Source organism: Staphylococcus edaphicus, assembly GCF_002614725.1.
In the GTDB taxonomy this organism is placed as follows: domain Bacteria; phylum Bacillota; class Bacilli; order Staphylococcales; family Staphylococcaceae; genus Staphylococcus; species Staphylococcus edaphicus.
In genome coordinates this window covers 26,576-48,121 of record NZ_MRZN01000005.1, presented here as the reverse complement: position 1 = coordinate 48,121, position 21,546 = coordinate 26,576, and the positions used below count along the sequence as shown (strand labels likewise).

The 21,546-nt window shown below is 35.8% G+C and carries 16 protein-coding genes, 1 riboswitch and 1 other annotated feature; of the genes, 1 reads left to right on the top strand and 15 read right to left on the bottom strand.

The genetic code is table 11. The features are described 5' to 3' along the window. Nucleotides 1-52: 52 nt before the first annotated feature. The 10 genes from BTJ66_RS04755 to hutH all read right to left on the bottom strand — a co-directional run bounded on the left by BTJ66_RS04755 (nt 53) and on the right by hutH (nt 12,355). Complete coding sequence (locus BTJ66_RS04755) at nt 53-1,336, bottom strand: adenylosuccinate synthase (RefSeq protein ID WP_099089830.1); 1,284 nt, start codon at nt 1,334-1,336, stop codon at nt 53-55. Between the two features lie 293 nt (nt 1,337-1,629). After that, a complete protein-coding gene (dnaB, locus tag BTJ66_RS04750) occupies nt 1,630-3,030 on the bottom strand; it encodes a replicative DNA helicase (RefSeq protein WP_099089829.1) in 1,401 nt (466 codons plus the stop codon). A 30-nt stretch (nt 3,031-3,060) separates the two neighbouring features. Then, nucleotides 3,061-3,507 (bottom strand): 50S ribosomal protein L9, encoded by a 447-nt coding sequence (rplI, locus tag BTJ66_RS04745; RefSeq protein WP_099089828.1) that lies wholly within the window; start codon nt 3,505-3,507, stop codon nt 3,061-3,063. Further along, on the bottom strand, nt 3,504-5,471 hold the full coding sequence (locus tag BTJ66_RS04740; protein ID WP_099089827.1) for a DHH family phosphoesterase: 1,968 nt from the start codon (nt 5,469-5,471) through the stop codon (nt 3,504-3,506). The genes rplI and BTJ66_RS04740 overlap by 4 nt, the downstream gene beginning before the upstream one ends. Nucleotides 5,472-5,485: 14 nt before the next feature. Next, a complete protein-coding gene (locus tag BTJ66_RS04735) occupies nt 5,486-6,412 on the bottom strand; it encodes a YybS family protein (protein ID WP_193433013.1) in 927 nt (308 codons plus the stop codon). A 243-nt stretch (nt 6,413-6,655) separates the two neighbouring features. After that, nucleotides 6,656-7,624 carry a homoserine O-acetyltransferase MetX gene (gene metX, locus BTJ66_RS04730; protein WP_099089826.1) on the bottom strand — a complete coding sequence of 323 codons (969 nt, stop codon included), beginning with the start codon at nt 7,622-7,624 and terminating at the stop codon, nt 6,656-6,658. A 61-nt stretch (nt 7,625-7,685) separates the two neighbouring features. Beyond that, nucleotides 7,686-7,785, bottom strand: a riboswitch (SAM riboswitch). Nucleotides 7,786-7,896: 111 nt separating this feature from the next. Continuing rightward, nucleotides 7,897-8,226, bottom strand: a complete 330-nt coding sequence (locus tag BTJ66_RS04725; protein WP_099089825.1) for an AzlD domain-containing protein — start codon at nt 8,224-8,226, stop codon at nt 7,897-7,899. Continuing rightward, nucleotides 8,223-8,924 (bottom strand): AzlC family ABC transporter permease, encoded by a 702-nt coding sequence (locus tag BTJ66_RS04720; protein WP_099089824.1) that lies wholly within the window; start codon nt 8,922-8,924, stop codon nt 8,223-8,225. The genes BTJ66_RS04725 and BTJ66_RS04720 overlap by 4 nt, the downstream gene beginning before the upstream one ends. Nucleotides 8,925-9,233: 309 nt before the next feature. Next, nucleotides 9,234-10,517 carry a serine--tRNA ligase gene (serS, locus tag BTJ66_RS04715; RefSeq protein WP_099089823.1) on the bottom strand — a complete coding sequence of 428 codons (1,284 nt, stop codon included), beginning with the start codon at nt 10,515-10,517 and terminating at the stop codon, nt 9,234-9,236. Between the two features lie 68 nt (nt 10,518-10,585). Beyond that, nucleotides 10,586-10,780, bottom strand: a binding site (T-box leader). A gap of 66 nt (nt 10,781-10,846) precedes the next feature. Next, nucleotides 10,847-12,355, bottom strand: a complete 1,509-nt coding sequence (gene hutH, locus BTJ66_RS04710; RefSeq protein WP_099089822.1) for a histidine ammonia-lyase — start codon at nt 12,353-12,355, stop codon at nt 10,847-10,849. Nucleotides 12,356-12,750: 395 nt separating this feature from the next. Between hutH and BTJ66_RS04705 the strand changes: the two genes are divergently transcribed. Further along, a complete protein-coding gene (locus BTJ66_RS04705) occupies nt 12,751-13,563 on the top strand; it encodes an NAD(P)H-hydrate dehydratase (RefSeq protein ID WP_099089821.1) in 813 nt (270 codons plus the stop codon). A gap of 71 nt (nt 13,564-13,634) precedes the next feature. Here the strand turns inward: BTJ66_RS04705 and gyrA are convergent, their stop codons facing one another. The 5 genes from gyrA to dnaN form a co-directional block, all read right to left on the bottom strand. Further along, nucleotides 13,635-16,328, bottom strand: coding sequence for a DNA gyrase subunit A (gene gyrA, locus BTJ66_RS04700; RefSeq protein WP_099089820.1), 2,694 nt, complete (start codon nt 16,326-16,328; stop codon nt 13,635-13,637). Between the two features lie 35 nt (nt 16,329-16,363). Next, nucleotides 16,364-18,304: a DNA topoisomerase (ATP-hydrolyzing) subunit B gene (gyrB, locus tag BTJ66_RS04695; RefSeq protein ID WP_420801873.1), complete on the bottom strand. Its 1,941-nt coding sequence runs from the start codon at nt 18,302-18,304 to the stop codon at nt 16,364-16,366. Between the two features lie 12 nt (nt 18,305-18,316). Then, nucleotides 18,317-19,432 (bottom strand): DNA replication/repair protein RecF, encoded by a 1,116-nt coding sequence (recF, locus tag BTJ66_RS04690; protein ID WP_099089818.1) that lies wholly within the window; start codon nt 19,430-19,432, stop codon nt 18,317-18,319. Then, a complete protein-coding gene (gene yaaA / locus BTJ66_RS04685) occupies nt 19,429-19,662 on the bottom strand; it encodes a S4 domain-containing protein YaaA (protein ID WP_193433012.1) in 234 nt (77 codons plus the stop codon). Before yaaA ends, recF begins: the two co-directional genes overlap by 4 nt. Before the next feature lie 549 nt (nt 19,663-20,211). Then, on the bottom strand, nt 20,212-21,342 hold the full coding sequence (dnaN, locus tag BTJ66_RS04680; RefSeq protein WP_099089816.1) for a DNA polymerase III subunit beta: 1,131 nt from the start codon (nt 21,340-21,342) through the stop codon (nt 20,212-20,214). Nucleotides 21,343-21,546 lie beyond the last annotated feature (204 nt).

Below are 21,546 nucleotides of genomic sequence, written 5' to 3'. Positions count from 1 at the left end.
CAATGATTGATGACATCTACAAGGTATTTTTATAAATATATGGTCTAATGACCTACCATAATGATTTTAATAAGTTTGTTTGATTACGGTCTGGACCTACTGAGAAGATTGAAATCTTCACGTTACATAATTCAGAAATACGTTCTAAATATCTACGTGCATTATTAGGCAATTCTTCTAATGAACGACAACTTGTCACATCTTCTGTCCAACCTGGTAATGTTTCAAAGATTGGCTTACAACGTTGTAAGTCTTTTAAGTTAGCTGGGTATTCAGTAATTTCTTCGCCATCTAGCTCATAAGCAGTACAGATTTTAACTTCTTTAAGGCCTGTTAATACATCAATTGAGTTAATTGATAGGTCTGTAATACCACTTGCACGACGAGAATGACGTAACACGACAGAGTCGAACCAACCTACACGACGTGGACGCCCTGTTGTTGTACCATATTCACGTCCTACTTCACGGATATGATGCCCATCTTCGTCAAATAGTTCTGTAGGGAAAGGACCATCACCAACACGTGATGTATAGGCTTTACATACACCGATGACTTTAGATACGAATGTTGGCCCTACACCACCACCAACAGTCACATTACCGGCAACTGGGTTACTTGATGTCACAAATGGATAAGTACCGTGATCGATGTCTAACATAACACCTTGTGCACCTTCGAATAATACTTTTTCATCTGCGACAAATGCATCATCTAATACTTTTGCAGTGTCCGTAACAAATGGTGCTAAACGTTGACCTGCAGCATAATATGTTTCAAAGATGTCTTCAAATGTTGGACATTCTTTGCCAAACATACCTTTGAAGTACGCACCTTTATATTCGATGTTATCTTTTAATAGTTTTTCAAATGTTTCTTTATCTAATAAATCTGCAACACGGATACCAATACGTTGTGCTTTATCTACATAAGCTGGGCCGATACCTTTTTTCGTAGTACCGATTTTATTATCTCCACGACGTTCTTCTTCATATTCATCTTGTTTAAGATGATAAGGTAAAATAACTTGCGCACGGTTTGAAATACGTAAATTATCTGTTGAAATACCTCTTTCATTTAAAGCGTCTAATTCTTTTAATAGTGCTACTGGATCGACAACGACACCATTACCAATGACTGCTAATTTTTCTTTATAGAAAATACCAGATGGTACTAAGTGTAATTTATAAGTTTCGCCACCAAATTTAATTGTATGACCTGCATTGTTACCGCCTGAAAAACGTGCAATAACGTCTGCCTGTTCTGCTAAGAAATCTGTAATTTTACCTTTACCTTCGTCTCCCCATTGTGTCCCAACGACTACTATTGATGACATATGAGCACCTCCAAGTTTTCTCGATTAACCATTACGTATTTTACCAATAGACCATCTATATTGCAAACCAAAAATCGAACATTGATTCATTGTTATTTTTCAAAAATTGAAGAGCATCGCATTCAAAGAAATCACCCTTTAATCTTAGTAATACCAATGCTTTTGTTCCCTTCGTCTATGTAAAAAGACACATACTTACACTGAAGTCACTTCGTCAAACACAAACAAAAACCGTACAATAAAACAATTCGGTGAATTATTGTACGGAAATTGTCGCTAAATATTTTTCTCATTTATCCAAAATCGGCATGAGCATAATCTATATCTGTAAATTTGTTATATTGTTTCATAAAGTGTAACTTAACTGTTCCTGTCGGGCCATTACGCTGTTTGGCGATAATAATTTCAATTTCACCATTATCGTCATTCGTTTGCGGTTCGTAATTTGAATCATCATCGTCTTCTTCATCTTCGCCACGATTGTAATAATCATCACGATATAAGAAGGCAACTATATCGGCATCTTGCTCGATAGAACCTGACTCACGAATGTCACTCATCATTGGGCGCTTATCTTGACGTTGTTCAACACCACGAGATAACTGACTCAGTGCAATTACCGGACATTCTAATTCTCTGGCGATGGCTTTTAATGTACGCGAAATTTCTGATACTTCTTGTTGTCTATTATCAGAAAAACGTGAGCCACTCCCTGAAATTAATTGTAAATAGTCAATTACAATCATATCTAAACCATGTTCTTGCTTCAAACGACGACATTTAGAACGAATATCAGTAATTCGAATACCTGGCGTATCGTCAATAAATATCTTCGTACGTGATAATTTACCAACTGCAATGGTAAATCGATTCCAATCTTCTTCAGTCATCATACCCGTTCTTAAGCGGTTAGAATCCACGTTACCTGAACTACAAATCATACGTGTTGCTAACTGATCGGCACCCATCTCTAGGGAAAAAATCCCCACTGAAAAGTGGTCTTCATGTGTTGCAACTTTTTGCGCAATATTAAGTGCGAAGGCAGTCTTACCCACTGAAGGACGTGCAGCTAATATAATTAAGTCATTGCGGTTAAAACCCGCCGTCATCTGATCTAAATCACGGTAACCTGTTGGAATACCTGGCGTTTGACCACTGTTCTGATCTAATAATTCTGCATTTTCATACACTTCACCTAAGACATCTCGTATGTCTTTAAATCCATCACTTTCACGTGTGGATGATAATTCTAATATACGACGTTCAGCGTCGTTAAGTATCGTATCTAGTTCCAGTTCATCATTATAGCCATCGTTCGCAATACTATCGGCAGTTTGAATTAATTTACGCTTCGTAGCATGTTTAAATACTATGTCCGTATAATATTGTATATTACGCGTTGTCGGCACATTACTTGATAATTCTGCAAGATATTGAGGGCCACCCGCTTCGTTCAATCGTCCTTCTTGGGACAACTGATCCATAATTGTAACGACATCAATATCTTTATTATCTTCATTGAGGTTCATCATGGCTCTAAAAATGTGTTGATGTGCACCTCTATAAAAGGACTCAGGAAGTAATACTTCCTGAGTTGTGTTGATTAATTCTGGATCTATGATAATGGCACCTAAGACAGACTGTTCAGCCTCATTACTGTGTGGCATTTGATTTTGTTCATACATTCCATCCATTGCGATTACACCTCATATCTCAATCCATTATTATTGTTCAACTGTGTGTACACGAATTGTACCTTCAACTTTTTTGTCTAATTTAACTGGTACGTTAGTGTAACCTAATGCATGGATACCATTTGGTAAGTCCATTTTACGTTTATCAATCTTGATGTCGTGTTGTTGTTGTAATGCTTGTGTGATTTGTTTGGTACTAACTGAACCAAATAATTTTCCACCTTCACCTGTTTTAGCAGATACTTCGACTTCAATTTCACTTAATTGCGCTTTTAATTTTTTAGCATCTTCAATTTCTTGTTGACGCTCTGCTTCAGCAGCTTTATTTTTTTGTTCTAATTGTTTTAAATTGCCTGGCGTTGCTTCAACTGCCATATTTTTCTTCAATAAAAAGTTATTTGCATAACCTACTGGTACGTCTTTAACTTCGCCTTTTTTGCCTTTACCTTTTACATCTTGTGTGAATATTACTTTCATGAATTTTCACTCCTACTCATTTGTTCTGTTATCGCTTGTTGTAATTTTTCTATTGCTTCATCAACAGTCACATCTTTTAATTGTGTGGCTGCATTGGTTAAATGACCGCCACCACCAAGTGCTTCCATCGTCAATTGAACGTTGACTGCACCAAGTGAACGCGCAGACATACCTACCACATGATCTTCTCTTCTCGCTATAACATAAGAAGCTTCTACACCATCTAAACTTAACAGTTCATCGGCTGCTTGTGCAACTGTTACAGGATGATAGATTTTTTCATCTGAACCATGGGCAATCGCAACACCATTGCCTTGCAGTTTGACTGTTTGAATCAATTCTGTACGGTTGATATACGTGTCGAGATCGTCTTTTAAGAAATGCTGTGTCAATATTGTATCTGCACCATGAGCACGTAAATAACTTGCCGCATCAAAAGTTCTAGAACCGGTACGTAACGTAAAGTTACGTGTATCTACAATAATACCTGCAAACATGACAGTCGATTCTAAACGTGTCAGACGTTGCTCTGTTGGTTGATACTCAAGTAATTCTGTAACAAGTTCTGCAGTTGAACTTGCATATGGCTCCATATAAACAAGCAATGGACTAGAGATGAAACTTTCACCACGTCTATGATGGTCAATGACCACTTTACGATTGGCTTTGTTTAAAATATTTTCATCAATAACCATTTCCGGTTTATGCGTATCTACAATGACAAGCGTTGTCTTGGACGTCATAATGTCCCATGCTTCATCAGAAGTGATAAATCGGTCTTTTAGTTCTGGTTTTTCATTTACTGCATCCATCACTCGACGCAGTGTTGGATCGATATCCGATTCATTTAAAACAATATAAGCATCAAGGTTATTCATCATTGCAAAACGTGATACACCAATGGCAGCACCAATGGCATCTAAATCGGGACGTTTATGCCCCATGATGATGACCTTGTCACCTTCCATCAAGATATCTTTAAGCGCATGTGAAATTACACGTGCTCTCACGCGTGTACGTTTTTCCATAGGGTCAGTCTTCCCACCATAGAATCGTACATTACCATTCATGTGTTTGATGGCAACTTGGTCACCACCACGGCCTAGTGCTAAATCAAGACCTGATTGAGAAAGTTCCCCTAGATCAATCAGATTTTCAGAACCTTCACCTACACCAATACTTAATGTTAATTGGGCGCGATAGCCAACACTTTTTTCACGTAATTGGCTTAAAATACTAAAGTTCGTTGCTTCAATTTCGTTTAAAATATTTTGATTTAAATATGCTACAAATTGGTCAGAACTATAACGTTTAAAGTAAATATTGTGTTCTGTTGCCCATCTACTAATCACACGCGTAACCATTGAGTTGATTTCTGATTTTTGCGTATCATTCATATTTTGCGTAATTTCATCATAATTATCTAAGAATAATGTCGCAATAATGGGTTTAGATGATTCATATAATTCATTTGTATAGACTTCTTCTGTGATGTCGAAGAAATAAAGCACATGTTCTTTTTCTGAATAACGCACACGATAGTGGTATTCATTTTCAGTAATTTCTATTTCTTGTGTTTTTTCTAATTGTTTTAAGATATTAGGATATACTTCGTTGACTGGGTCGGAAATCACATTACGATTCAAACGGTCCGACATAAATTTGTTCATCCACTCTATGTTTTCATTTTCATCTAAGATAATCATTCCAATAGGCAAATTTTTAATTGCGATATTACTACCTTCTGAAATATGTCCACTTAGATTGTCAACATAGCTGTCTAATTTCTGTAAAGCTTGTCTTACCATAAACGCTGTCCCTATGATAATAATCACTAATACAATAGTCGCTATACCTGCTACGAGCTGGTTAAAAACAAACCAAACGACAACAAGGACGATTGCTGTGAGCGTCATAATCGCAAATGGTAAAATCAACGCTTTTTTAGTGGATTGACGGTTCATTTTTCCACCTCAAATCATTTTTTAATGATACTTTTTAAGTTAATACATAAATCTATCACACCCAGGAGACTGACAATATGAGTTAATGGCATTAAAATCGTCCCTATAACCATTAATAACACCGTAAGTGCGAGTGGCATTGATTTCGCCTTTCCGAAAAAGTGAATCACACTTAACCCCTGAATATACATACATAATGATAACACAATTTCAAAATTTAATACGACACTTTGAAAAGTACCAGCTTGACTCGCAAACATAACACAAATCAGAACAATAATGTACATCCATAATAATGAACGGCTCATCTGCCAAGCATATAATGGTTTGAAAATAGGTGTAGCGATTTTGAACTTACGTAAAATTGGAAAAGTGATAATTAAATTGATTAAAACAAGTAGAAAAACTGTAATAATTACATAGCTTGGTAACTGAACGGCCATCTGACGGAATCCTTCTTCAAGCATTTCCTTGTAATCATTACCTACTGCTGCACCAGAAACCACTTGATGCATTTGGTCTTTAATTGGTTTCATTAAAGCTGTCGCACTTGGTATTTTATCAAATGTTTGAAGTCCCATAAATGCAATTAATGAAACCATACTAATATATGTAGTAGTTATATATAGTATACGTTCTTTAGATGTTCTTTCTTTTAATAATTGGCCAACAACGAAACTCACAATGAGCACGAGAACCATGATACTTAATACAAATATATTACCCAGTAACGTCGTTAATACAACTGTTATGACAGCCGTCAAACCAAATGATTCGATTGATTTATGCCATAAGATAATGCCAGGAATTGTCGCAAACACACTCAATACAAGACCGAGCGGTGGTAATATATGTAAAGCTAAAGCTACTACGATTAGCGTTAGTATACTAAGCACAGTTGCCTTAGGATATATTTTAGAAAACAAATTCGCCACTCCCATACTATTTTTGACTATATCTTTCATTTTAACCTCTTTAAAACTTTTATACAATTATTGCCAACTTATTTTAATAGAAGTTCCATTAAGAAGTTTATAGCACCATGCAAGTGATGCAAACGATTGCTTTGTTCAATGGCAATTGTTGCTTAGTATTATCTATAAAAATAGGACGTCACCAATGTCCTATTATATATAAAGAAGACATCCGGCACGTCCTAAATTAACAATTTTCCTTGCTTTATTTTATTTACGTTTAGTGTTATATACCTTTAAGAAATGATATAAATTTGGTGCCCAATCATTAAAATTAAGTAAGAATCCGTCATGGCCTACATTATCAGGGACAAAGAAATGCTTATGGAATTTAAATCGTTCCCCTACCGCTTTTACAAGATCGTCCGGATAAAGTAAATCATCTGTAAAACCCATCGTCATGACTTTCGTATTTAAATTACGAAATACCTCATCCACATCATCGCGACCTCTATCTACATCATGACTATCCAAGACATCCAGTAGTGTTAAATAACATGACGCATCAAAATGATGCTTAAACTTATTTCCCTGATGCTTTTGATAAGCCACGACTTGGTCCGGTGTAAAGCGTTTATCATAACTCTTAGATGACCGGTACGTTAAAAATCCAAGTTGTCTTGCAATACTCATACCATTTTTATGATCTAAATGAATAGCTTGCCTTGCGATTTCGTTAAAGGCACGACTATATGAAGACGTTTTATCGGTTGCAGCAAGTATAACCGCCTTATCGACATCAAACTTGCGATTATACAACAATTCTATCGTCTGCATACCGCCTAAAGAACCACCAATCAAAATATGGATACGTTCAAAGCCTAACGTTTCTATCCCTATTTCAATCGCACGCACAATATCTCTTAACGTGAGTGTTTGAGGAAAATCAGAATCTGTTAATGCCGAACTTGAACCATACGGGCTACCAATTACATTAAAAGTCAAAAACTGATAATCATGAATCGGCATATAGCCACCATCGATGATACCCCTCCACCAACCTGGATTGTCATTTGTTCCATATGTTAAATGATTACCTGTTAAAGCATGACAGACCACCACTAATGGCTGCCCTTTTAAACCTACATGCTCATATTGCAATTTCAAATTAGGTATTAGTTCTCCTGACTCCGTTGTGAAAGGTCCCAATTCTAAAGTATCCACGGTATAATTCGTCATGATTTCCCTCCTACTTAATAAAAAACTTCTCACTCATTTAAAATAAGTAAGAAGTCTTGTTTACTTATCATTCGAGTGTATCGTTGGTTTTAGCACCGTACTTTTCAAGCCGGTTGCTGAAGCATCACTGGGCCAAGTCCCTTAGCTTCTCGGAATAAGATTTGATTTTAATTGTATAAAACGAAAGAATAACAGATTGAATGTCTGAAATATCTCAATTTTCTAATTATTATAATTCTAACGGATATTATGTGATTCATCAATGATATTCATTAAAAAAACCATCTTAACAACGCCATTATAATTATACCGCTCAATATGGTTATCGTTAAACTTCGTGAAACAATAGCAATAACAATCGTTGGCAACATCGTAATTAAAAATGGAAAATTAATGCTATACCCCGAAACACCCTTTTCTTGAATCAAAACACCATCAATAATCAAAGCTGTAAACAGTGTGATGGGAATAAACGAGAGCCATTTTATTACACGTTCAGATAAATGGACTTTAGAAATCATTACAAACGGTATGATACGCGTAAACCAAGTCACAATACCGCATAATATAATAATTGTTAACATATGTATTGTCGTAGTCATCGTTCCATCACCACCCCAAGCGCTGCCGTTAATGTAGAAGCTAAGATAATAGCTACATACGATGGCATAAATAAACTTAAAATTAACATCATCACAATGACACATATAATTAGAACAAGATATATCTTAATTTGCGAACGTCTGATCGACTCAAATTGAGATACTGCAAGAAATATGAACATTGCTGTGATTGCAAAGTCTAATCCTAAGGCGTCTGGATTGTGAATATACTTCCCAAATATTGCGCCAATCATACATGCAATTGTCCAAAAGACATATGCAGTTATATTTAAACCATATAACCAACGATCATTAATTTTTTCACCTTTTAAATGTGGTGTGACTGCAACGCCAAATGTTTCATCTGTAACCAATGTCGCTATTCCAATTCTATTTAATAAACGATAATCTTTATAACTTGGTGCAAGCGTCATACTTAATAAAAACATTCTAGAATTTACAATAAATGCAGTTAATACAATTGCCGATATTGGCGTTCCTGCAATGACAAGGGTACAAATAATAAACTGTGCGGCACCTGCATAAACTAGCAAGCATAATAATATAATCTCTAATAAACTAAACCCTGAGGCAACCGCAACAATTCCAAATGATAACCCTACACCCGCATATCCCAACAAAGTCGGAATACATGCTTTGACACCTTGTCTAAACGTTACATGCGCATCGTGCTCCATATGCTCACCCTTTCCGTCCACTTTGAAAATAATAAATTAATTCTAATATAGGCAATAAAAAATTAGCAACATTTTTAGACACCCGTTTGTGTTACGTTAGACTTACGATTGTCTAAAAACCTTTTTAAACCAATTTTCATATTGTTTCTGAATTTTTAGAAATAAATAAGACTAACCCCTATTTCGATAACTTATTTATTATAGAATGCACTCAATCTTCGATGCTTTTACACCTACCCTACCCCATCAACACAAAAAACGCCTAGGACCTATGGTCACTAAGCGTTTTTAATATTAGTTTCATTGTTGTTATTTAGTTGGACGAATAACTGTTTTACCACCCATGAATGGTACTAATGCTTCTGGTATTGTTATTGAACCATCTTCGTTTTGATAGTTCTCAACGATAGCTGCAAAGGTACGACCTACTGCTAAACCACTACCATTTAACGTATGTGCTAATTCTGGTTTCGCGTTATTATCACGTTTGAAACGAATATTTGAACGACGTGCTTGGAAATCAGTGATGTTTGAGCAAGAGCTAATTTCTTTATAATCATTATAGCTTGGTAACCAAACTTCTAAATCATATGTTTTACTTGAACCAAATCCAATATCTCCAGTACATAAAATAACACGACGATATGGTAAACCAAGCTCTTCTAAAATTGCTTCAGCGTGTTCAGTCATATCTTCCAATGCTTGCCAAGAGTCCTCTGGTTTTTCGATGCGCACCATTTCAACTTTATCGAATTGGTGTAAGCGAATGAGTCCTCTTGTATCACGGCCAGCAGAACCTGCTTCACTACGGTAACATGCAGATTGTGCAGTGAATTTAGCTGGTAATACTTCCGGTGCTATAATTTCATTACGATAATAGTTCGTTAAAGGCACTTCGGCAGTTGGTATAGTATAGAGACCTTCTTTTTCTACTTTGAATAAATCTTCTTCAAATTTAGGAAGTTGACCTGTGCCATACATAGAGTCTGCATTGACTAGTTGTGGCACCATCATTTCAGTGTAACCATGTTGCGTTGTATGTTTTGTAATCATATAGTTCATTAAAGCTCTTTCTAATTGTGCACCGTCACCTGTTAAGAATACAAATCTCGCACCAGATACTTTCGCTGCTCTTTCAAAGTCGACCATTTCTAGTTCCTCTACTAGATCCCAGTGGGCTTTATCTTCAAATTCAAATGTTCTTGGTGTACCCCAACGTTTAACCTCTACATTATCTTCATCCGTATCACCTTCAGGTACATCTTCGTGAATGATATTTGGAATGCGAGATAATTTATCATTAAGAGATACATCGACTTGATTTAATGTATCATCTAACACTTTAATTTCATCGCCTAGATTTCTCATTGCTGTGATGGCATCGTCTGCATCTTCTTTATTACGTTTTTTTTGAGCGATTTCCCCACTCACTTTATTACGTTCTGCCTTCATTTCTTCAGCTTGACTAATCAACTGACGTCGTTGCTCATCTAGTTCTAATACTTCATCTACTACTTTAGAATCCATACCACGTTTTGCAATTTTGTCTTTAAGGAATTCTGGATCATTACGGAACAATTTAATATCTAACATACACTTCATCCTTTCAATTTATAAAAATTTATTTATGGGATGATAACACAAAAAGACCACGTCCCTATACAAGGGACGTGGTCTACGCGTTGCCACCCTATTTAACAGTCTGAAAATTAGACTGCGCTCTCACTAAAATAACGGCTATCACCGATTGTTCTCATATAGTAGGTAGATTCACATCAAATATGATTACTTGTTCACACTAACCACAAGCTCTCTGAAATCAACACTTAATATTACTTATCCTACGAACAATATCTTAATTAAGTTAATTTAAATATAGCAAATAACATTGTCTATTTCAAGCGTGACTGTGTTTATGTCAATTAAAGTTCATACATATAAGCAAGGTCTTGTAGATATTGAGATACCGCTTCAATATCTTTATGAAATTGTCTATCTTCTGTAATAGATGGCACAATATGACGTAATGCTTGATATTTTTCATAAGTTTTAGGAGATAATTTATCAATATCTTTATATTCTACTGCCTGTAATGCAATAATCGTTTCAATTGCTAAGACACGTCGTGCATTTTCAATCATTTGGTAGCCATGTCGAGAGGCAATCGTCCCCATAGATACGTGATCTTCTTGGTTCGCTGAAGAAGGAATTGAGTCAACGCTTGCCGGATGTGCAAGTGTTTTATTTTCAGAAACCAAACTTGCAGCTGCATATTGCATAATCATGGCTCCGCTTTGTAAGCCTGGCTGTGGACTTAAAAATGCAGGTAACCCATTATTTAACTGTGGATTCACAAGGCGTTCTAAACGACGCTCTGATACATTGGCCAATTCACTTACACCCAATTTTAAGAAATCTAATGCAAAGGCAATAGGTTGCCCATGAAAGTTACCACCAGAAATCACAAGTGTTTCATCACCTTCATCGAATATTAATGGATTATCATTCGCAGCGTTCATTTCAAATTCTAATTTCTCTTTCACATAATTGAATACTTGGAAACTTGCGCCATGAATTTGTGGAATACAGCGTAATGTATAAGCGTCTTGAACACGTACTTCACCTTGCTTTGTCGTTAACTCAGAACCTTCTAACCAATCTAGCATTCTAGCAGCAACATCGATTTGTTCTTGGATATTACGAACTTGATGTACCTTTTTATTATAGGCATCTGTAATACCATTTAATGCTTGATGTGTGAGCGCTGCAATCCATTCTGCTTGATATCCTAAAGCTTCCGCTTCAATATAATTGATAACACCTTGGGCAGTCATCGCTTGTGTTCCATTAATTAGGGCGAGTCCTTCTTTAGCCTGTAGTTGTAACGCTTCACGATTTAATTGATTTAAGACATACCGACTGTCTACTTCTTCGCCTTTATAAAATACATTGCCTTCACCAATTAAAGCTAAAGCTAAATGAGACAATGGTGCTAAATCTCCTGAAGCGCCTAGTGAACCTTGTTGTGGAATGACAGGTATAATTCTATGATTAATATAATATACAAGCTGTTCTACTAACGCTACCGTTGTACCAGAATGACCTTTCAATAACGTATTTAACCGTAAGACCATCATCACTAATGCGACTTCTTCTGAAAATGGCTTCCCTATACCACAGGCGTGTGAGCGAATTAAATTTACTTGTAATTGATTGTATTCACCTTCGTCTATGCGCACATCACTAAATAATCCAAATCCCGTTGTAATACCATAGATTGTTTCTTGGTTTGCTATAATACGGTCAACTGTTTGTCTACTTTTCTTAACGCGTTCTAGTGCATCTTCCGTTATTTCAACTGTGTCTTCCTTATTTAAGAATGCTTTAATATCACTGATTGTTAATACTTCTCCATTTAGTTGTAATGTCATCTACCCATCTCCTTGCCCCTTAATTATCTTCAATCAATTTGAGTATACGCTTACATTTTCGCGATAACAATAGACTTTGCTATATCCGTAATATGGTATTAAATTACTGTTTTACTACGATAAAATCATATTAGCATGACGTTTTCTAAAATTAAGATTTTATTAACAACTTTACCTATTGACTAATCGTGAAACCAGGTATAATATTTCTTATTGTATTTATCATACAAAACATGAAAATAAGGTATAAGTAACTTAAAAGAAAATGGTTTTAACATTCTATAATATAAAGAATTAAGATAACCAACTTTAACATTTATCATTTTAAGCAGATGCTTATCTTTTTCAAATCGGAGTATTATATTAACGCTAAATGTTTAAAAGGAGGTTTCAAAATGGAAACTTTAACATCAGTAAGCATTCCAAAACGTAAAGATGAAACACATAAAGGTGATTATGGTAGAATTCTTTTAATTGGAGGCAATGCAAACCTAGGTGGTGCAATCATGCTCGCAGCTCGAGCGTGTGTATATAGTGGGAGTGGATTGATCACTGTTGCTACACATCCTACAAACCATGCTGCTTTGCACTCACGTTGCCCAGAAGCCATGGTCATTGATATTAACGATACTAAAATGTTAACTAAAATGATTGAAAACACTGATTGTATCCTCATCGGACCTGGACTAGGTTGTGATTTTAAAGGTAATAATGCAATCACTTTCTTATTACAAAATATTCAGCCACACCAAACACTCATTGTAGATGGTGACGCTATTACAATATTCAGCAAATTGAAACCAGATATTCCGACGTGTAAAGTCATCTTCACACCTCATCAAAAAGAGTGGGAACGTTTAAGTGGTATTCCTATAGAAGAACAAACTTATGAACGTAATCGTGAAGCCGCTGATAAGATTGGCGCAACAATTATCTTAAAAATGCACGGTACTGAAATTTATTTCAAAGGTAAGGACTATAAACTACCGATAGGCACACCAGCTATGGCTACAGGTGGTATGGGAGATACTTTATCTGGCATGATTACAAGTTTCGTAGGTCAATTTAATGAGATAGAAGAAGCAGTGACAAGTGCTACCTACACACATAGCTATATTGGCGAACAATTAGCTGAAAAGATGTATGTCGTTCCACCTTCAAGACTTATTAGTGAAATACCTCATGCTATGAAAACGTTAGAAAGTTAACTGAAGCAAAAAATAGACCTACCTCAATGAGGTAGGTCTATTTCTTATTTAAGTTCATATGAACGCTTCAATTACTCTTCTTCGTCATCTTCATTATCGGCGTTGTCAATGTCCTCATTAACACGATCCATAAAGTCTTGTCTCACTTCTTGACGTTCATCATTATCTGAATCTGAATAGTCACTATCTTCAACTTCTGTGTGAATCGCATTACCTGGTGCATCGTCTGCTATAACAGCTTCACCATTTTGTGATTCTTGTTCTTCTAATTCGGTTGCTTCTGTATTTTCTGAATCAGACGGAAGTGCTTCAGTTGCCGTGTCGTCTTCTTCATTTACTTTAGCTACTGTAGATACAAATTGGTTATCACCCAATTTAATCAATCTTACACCTTGTGCTGCACGTCCATTTTGTGAAATGTCTTCCACATCAATACGTATGATAACACCAGAGTTCGTAACAACCATTAAGTCTTCTTCACCAGTAACCGATGTGATACAAACAATATTACCGTTCCGCTCTGTAATCGTAGCTGTTTTAATACCTTTACCACCACGGTTAGATAATCTGTAATCACCCACTGGTGTGCGTTTACCGTAACCATTTTCAGTAACTACTAGTATTTCATCATCACTTTCGGCTTTGGTAACATCTAAACCTACTACTTTATCGCCTTCTCTGAGTGTGATACCTTTCACACCCGCTGCTGTACGGCCAAGTGGACGCAATGCAGTTTCTGGGAAGCGAATTAATGAGGCATGAGACGTACCAATTAAGATATCTGTTTCTCCATCAGTTAGACGCACGGCGATTAGTTCGTCATCTTGTTTGAAGCTAATCGCAATTTTACCGTTTTTATTGATATGTGAGAAGTTACTTAACGCAGAACGTTTCACTCTGCCTTTTAGTGTAGCAAAGACTAAGTAATCTTCTTCACTTTCTAAATCTTTAACAGCAATCATCGTACTAATTGATTCATCATTGTCTAATTCAATCGCATTGACAACTGGAATCCCTTTAGACTGACGTGAGAGTTCTGGCACTTCATAACCTTTGAGTTTATAGACACGTCCTTTATTCGTAAAGAATAGGACATTGTCATGTGTGCTCAACGTAACAAGTTGGCTTACGAAGTCTTCTTCCAACGTGTTCATACCTTGAACACCACGACCGCCACGGTGTTGTGCTCTATATGTTGAAACTGGTAATCGTTTGATGTAATTATTATGACTTAACGTGATGACAATTTGTTCTTCTGGAATTAAATCTTCATCTTCTATGTCATCTAAGCCACCAAGTTGAATTTCAGTCTTACGTTCATCACCATAACGCTCACGAACGTCAATCAACTCATCGCGTACAATTTGTAATAATTTTTCTTCATCTGCAAGAATTGATTTCAACTCTTCAATATAAGCAATTAACTCATTATATTCAGATTCAATCTTATCTCTTTCTAAACCAGTTAAACGTCTTAGACGCATGTCTAAGATAGCTTGAGCTTGACGTTCAGTTAATTTAAATTGTTCTTGTAAACTTGCCATGGCTATCTTATCGTTATCTGATTCACGAATGACTCTGATAATTTCATCAATATGGTCAAGCGCAATTCTCAAACCTTCTAAGATATGTGCACGGTCTAAAGCTTTTTTCAAGTTATATTCTGTACGTCTTCTTACGACTATTTTTTGATGGTCTAAGTATTCAACTAAAGCGTCTTTAAGTGAAATAAGCTTAGGTCTGCCGTTCACTAAGGCAATCATGTTTACACCAAATGATGTTTGCAATGGTGTCTGTTTATATAAGTTGTTTAAAACCACACTTGCGTTGGCATCTTTACGAATATCGATAACTACACGTACGCCTGTACGTAGACTCGTCTCATCTCGTAAATCTGTAATACCATCTATCTTCTTATCACGTGCTAGTTCAGCAATTTTTTCTATCATACGTGCTTTGTTAACTTGGTATGGGACTTCCGTTACAACGATACGTTGACGCCCACCACCTCGTTCTTCTATTTCTGCACGCGAACGCATTTGTATTGATCCACGACCCGTTTCAAATGCACGACGAATACCGCTCTTTCCAAGTATGATACCTGCAGTAGGAAAATCTGGTCCTTGAATATCTTCCATTAATTCAGAAATCGTAATATCTGGATTATAACTTAAACTTAAAATACCATTAATGACTTCAGTTAAATTATGTGGTGGAATATTCGTAGCCATACCAACAGCGATACCTGAAGCTCCGTTAACTAACAAGTTAGGGAATCTAGCAGGTAAGACTGACGGCTCCCTTTCATTACCATCATAGTTATCAATAAAATCAATCGTATCTTTATTTAAATCTCTTAGTAATTCAAGTGTTATCTTAGACATACGTGCCTCTGTATAACGCATTGCAGCTGCACCATCGCCATCCATTGAACCAAAGTTACCTTGTCCATCAATTAAAGGATATCGATAGCTGAAGTCTTGTGCCATTCTTACCATTGCTTCATAAATAGATGAATCACCATGCGGGTGATATTTACCCATTACGTCCCCAACAATACGCGCAGACTTCTTATATGACTTATCTGGTGTCATACCTTGTTCGTGTAATCCATACAATATACGTCGATGTACTGGTTTCAAACCATCTCTAACATCTGGTAAAGCACGTGAGACGATAACACTCATCGCATAGTCTAAGAATGACTCGCGCATCTCACTCGTTATATTTCGTTCATTAATTCTTGATTCAGGTAGTTCAGCCATCAAGATATCCTCCTTCAAAAATTCAGTTCATCGTATTAGAAATCTAAGTTGGCATAGACGGCATTATCTTCAATAAACTGTCTACGGTTTTCTACAACGTCTCCCATTAACATTTCGAAGACTTGGTCTGCTTCAATCGCATCATCCAGTGATACTTGTAACATGGCTCTATTTTCTGGATTCATTGTTGTTTCCCACAATTGATCCGCATTCATTTCACCAAGACCTTTATAACGTGAAATCGACCATTTCGGCGTTGGTTCTAACTCAGCTTTAAGCTTGTCTAATTCACGTTCATTAAATACGTAGTATTTTTGTTTACCTTGTGTCAATTTGAATAACGGTGGTTGCGCAATATACACGTATCCTGCTTCCAGCAATGGTCTCATAAAGCGATAGAAGAACGTTAATAATAATGTTCTAATATGTGCGCCATCGACATCGGCATCTGTCATAAGGACAATCTTGTGATAACGTGCTTTACTTAAATCAAACTCGCCACCAATACCCGTACCAAATGCTGTAATCATAGAACGGATTTCATTATTGTTTAAAATTCTATCTAGTCTTGCTTTTTCAACATTTAAAATTTTACCACGTAACGGTAAAATAGCTTGAGTCTCTGAATCTCTACCTGATTTTGTAGACCCACCGGCAGAGTCACCCTCTACGATGAAGATTTCACTTCTAGAAGGATCTTTACTAGAACAATCGGCAAGCTTACCTGGTAAACTTGAAATTTCTAAGGCAGATTTACGACGTGTCACTTCACGTGCTTTTTTCGCTGCTAGACGAGCATGAGAAGCCATAATTCCTTTTTCAACAACAATGCGGCCTACTTGAGGATTTTCCAATAAGAACCTCTCAAACAACTCAGAGAACAATTTATCAACAACTTGACGTACTTCAGAGTTACCTAATTTTGTTTTAGTTTGACCTTCAAATTGTGGATCTCCATGTTTAATTGAGACAATCGCTGTTAAACCTTCACGCGTGTCTTCACCCGAAAGTCTTTCTTTTTCATCTTTGATGATTTTACTACTGATACCATAACTATTTAATACACGAGATAACGCACGTTTGAAGCCTTCTTCGTGTGTACCGCCCTCATATGTGTGAATATTATTCGCATAAGTTAACAAGTTTGTTGCGAAACCTTTGTTGTATTGCAAGGCAATTTCGACTTCAATATCATCTTTTGTTTGATGAACGTAAATCGGTTCTTCGTGTAATGGTTCTTTATTTTCATTTAGCATTTCAACATAAGATTTTATACCACCTTCATAATGGTAAGTATCTTCGCGTACTTCTTCACCACGTTCGTCTCTTAAAGTAATAGAAATGCCTTTATTTAAGAATGCTAACTCTCTTGTACGTTGTTGTAATGTTTCGTAATGATACTCTGTTGTTTCTGTAAAAATGCTAGGATCTGCTTTAAAGCGAATAACTGTACCTGTAGACCCCGTCGTGTCATCCGTCTCACCTATGACTTTCAAGTCAAATTGTGGTACACCCATTTTATAAGCTTGGTGATAGATATTTTCATCTTTATATACATATACTTCTAAATCTTCAGATAGTGCGTTCACTACTGATGAACCTACACCATGTAAACCACCAGATACTTTGTATCCGCCACCGCCGAATTTACCGCCGGCATGTAGTACAGTTAGAATAACCTCTACTGCTGGACGTCCCATTTTTTCTTGGATGCCAACAGGGATGCCACGACCATTATCTGTTACTTTTATCCAATTATCTTTTTCAATTACAACTTCAATCTTATCGGCATAACCTGCGAGTGCTTCATCGATACTGTTATCAACAATTTCCCAAACGAGATGGTGTAAGCCCTTTTCTGAAGTTGAACCAATATACATACCTGGTCTTTTACGTACCGCTTCTAGACCTTCCAATACTTGAATCTGTCCAGCACCATAATCTTCCGTGTTATTCACATCTGACAATGTTTCCACCTTCACTTTCTATTACTTTATAATTTCGCCTTGATTAATGCGATAAAGTTTAGCGTTTTTCATAATTTCATGTTCTATGCCATCTATAGATGTCGTAGTCACAAAGGTCTGCACTTTATGTTGAATAGTGCTCAATAAATGAGATTGACGTGAATCATCTAATTCACTTAAAACATCATCTAGCAATAGAATTGGATACTCTCCTACTTCAATATTCATTAACTCAATCTCAGCGAGTTTGATTGATAATGCAGTAGTTCGTTGTTGCCCTTGCGAGCCATAAGTCTGAGCATCCATTCCATTTACATTAAAACCTAAATCATCTCTGTGAGGTCCGTATAAAGACACGCCTCGATCTTTTTCACGTTCCATATTGTCATTGAGCAGAGTTAAGACTTCTTCTAAGCGTTCCGTCTCATTTCTTTCTTCATCAACCAGTTTAATACTCGGTAAATAGCTTAATGACAAAGTTTCACGTTCATTTGTAATCCCAGAATGGATAGGTTTAGCTAGTGATTCAAGTTCTTTAATAAAATGTTCACGTCTTTGCGTAATTTTGAGTGCATATTCTGCAAATTGCTGATTTAAGACTTCAAGCATTGTACTATCTGTCTTTTGACCATATTGCAGTTGCTTCAAATAATTATTTTTTTGTTTTAAAATGCGTTGATACTGTGACAAATCATTTAAATACACTGCTGAGATTTGTCCAAGTTCCATATCTATGAATCTACGTCTAATTTGCGGTGATCCTTTGACAATGTTTAAATCTTCAGGCGCAAACAAAACGACGTTCAAATGACCAATATACTGGGTCAGTCTACTTTGTTCTAAGTGATTGATTTTAACTTGCTTGCCTTTTTTCGTGATATACATCGTTAAAGGCATCTCACCATATCTATAACTAAGGTCACCCTCTATTTTAGCATAATCGCTATCGAAACGTATGAGTTCCTTGTCATTAGAAGTTCTATGACTTTTAGCAAGTGCCAATGTATAAATAGATTCCAGTAAATTAGTCTTCCCTTGGGCATTTTCACCAATCAATATATTGACGTCGGGATGACAATTTAAGTTAATCGACTCATAATTACGATAATGCTCTAACTGGAGTGTCTTTAATTTCATTCTTCACCTTGATGTAATATCAAAAATGAACCGACTTCTGGTATGACAATGTTATCTCGATGATTTAATTTCTTACCACGGCGTGTTTCACGCTCATCATTGATTAAGACATCAAAATCTTGTAAGAACCATTTTGCTTGTCCGCCAGATTCGATAATACCTTCTGTCTTTAGAAATTGCCCTAAAGTAATGTCTCCTTCAACAATTACCTCTTCAACCAAATCAATCACTCCATTTCTTTTAAGCTCACTTATATATTATACCTTTTTTCGCGATAAATTTCATGCAAAATACAGTGAGTAAGCGATTTCTTTCTACTTATTCTAACTATTTTCAAATAATTAGTTTCAAGTTTGTCTATAATGTCGTTTCACATGTAATATTATATCAAAAATGAATACATTATATTGCGATTCTCCAAAAATAATATTAATTAATCTCAAATATTTATTTTATTTAAATTTAATGTCCAATGCATTATTGATGTCTATTTTGAATTATAAGCTGTTTTTAGACACTTTTAATTGTTTTTAGCATTTTCCCCTTAGAAAAAAAGATACTTGCTTATATTTGCGCTCTAAATGGCTACAGGGATGATATACAACTTGCATGACTATATCTTTTCCACAATTTCCAGAACCACCTTAACTAAACGCATTCTATTTTTCCACATAAAAAAACAGGAACAAGATAGAAATCAATAGGATTTCACTGTCTTATTCCTGCTAGATTGAACTTTTATTTAAACGTTGATGTATGTCTTATGACTAACAAAATCATTAATAAGTTCTGATTGGTAAGATTAATTGCGTTACTGAATCGTCATCTTTTGGTTTTAAAATAAATGGTTTCATTGTGCCGAAAAATTCTACTTCTACTTCATCATTATCAATAGCTTTTAAAGCATCCATCATATATTTTGAGTTGAATGAAATTTTTAAGTTGCCGCCATCTACATTACTTGCTTTGACTTCTTCTTTTACTGTACCAATTTCTGGTGATGTTGAAGATAATTCTACAAGTTCATTACCTGTACTTAATTTAATAACGTTATTACCACCTTCACGCGCTAATAACGAAGCACGATCAATCGCATGATAGAATTCGCCGTTATCGATGCCTAATTTAATCTCAAAATTCTCTGGGAATAATCGAGACGTATCAGGATAATGACCTTCTAATAAACGTGAAATGAAGTTAATGTTACCCACTTTGAATAGTACTTGGTTTGATGCAAAGAAGATGTCGATGTCTTCTTCACTATCTGACATGATTTTATTTAATTCAGATAATGCTTTACCTGGAATGATGACATTTTTATTTTCTGAATCATCTTCTAAGGCTACTTTTCTTACAGCCAAGCGGTGTGAGTCGGTAGCCGTGCATATTAATTCATTATCTTGTATAAGCCAGTTAACACCAGTCAATACTGGGCGTGTTTCTGAGGTGGACACTGCGAAATTTGTTTGTGCTATGACATTTTTAAGCACTTTCACTGATAATTGTATCGCATCATCACGAGAAACTTGCGGTAGTAAAGGATATTGATCTGGATCTAAACCACTTAAGTTAAATTCAGAATGTCCAGATGTAATAAGTGTTTGGAATTGTTCATTTGTAGAAAGTTTAACTTCTTTACCTGGTAATTTTTTTATAATATCTACGAAGAAACGACCAGGAAGTACAACTGATCCAGTTTCAGCAATTTCAATTATGTCTTCACCATCTATTTGTTTCGGGATAGTGATTTCAATTGATATTTCTGAGTCAGAGCCAGTGAGTATAACTTCGTTGTTTTTAACTTCAATTTTGATACCAGTTAAGATTGGTAATGTTGTTCTTGGTGAGATGGCTTTTAATGTGTCATTTAATTGATTAATAAAATAATCTCTTCTTATTGTGAATTCCATCTTTAATTAAACTCCTTCCAGTCGTTTATATATTAAATTATATAGGTTTTAAAACAGTAGTAATAGTAGTAGGGCTTGTGGATTAGGGGATAACTTAATTTTAGTGAATAGTGACGTCATTTAAAGACTGTGGATAACTTGTGCATAGTGTGTATGACTTTTACACATTATCCACATTATGATTATTCACCTTTCCTTAGTTAT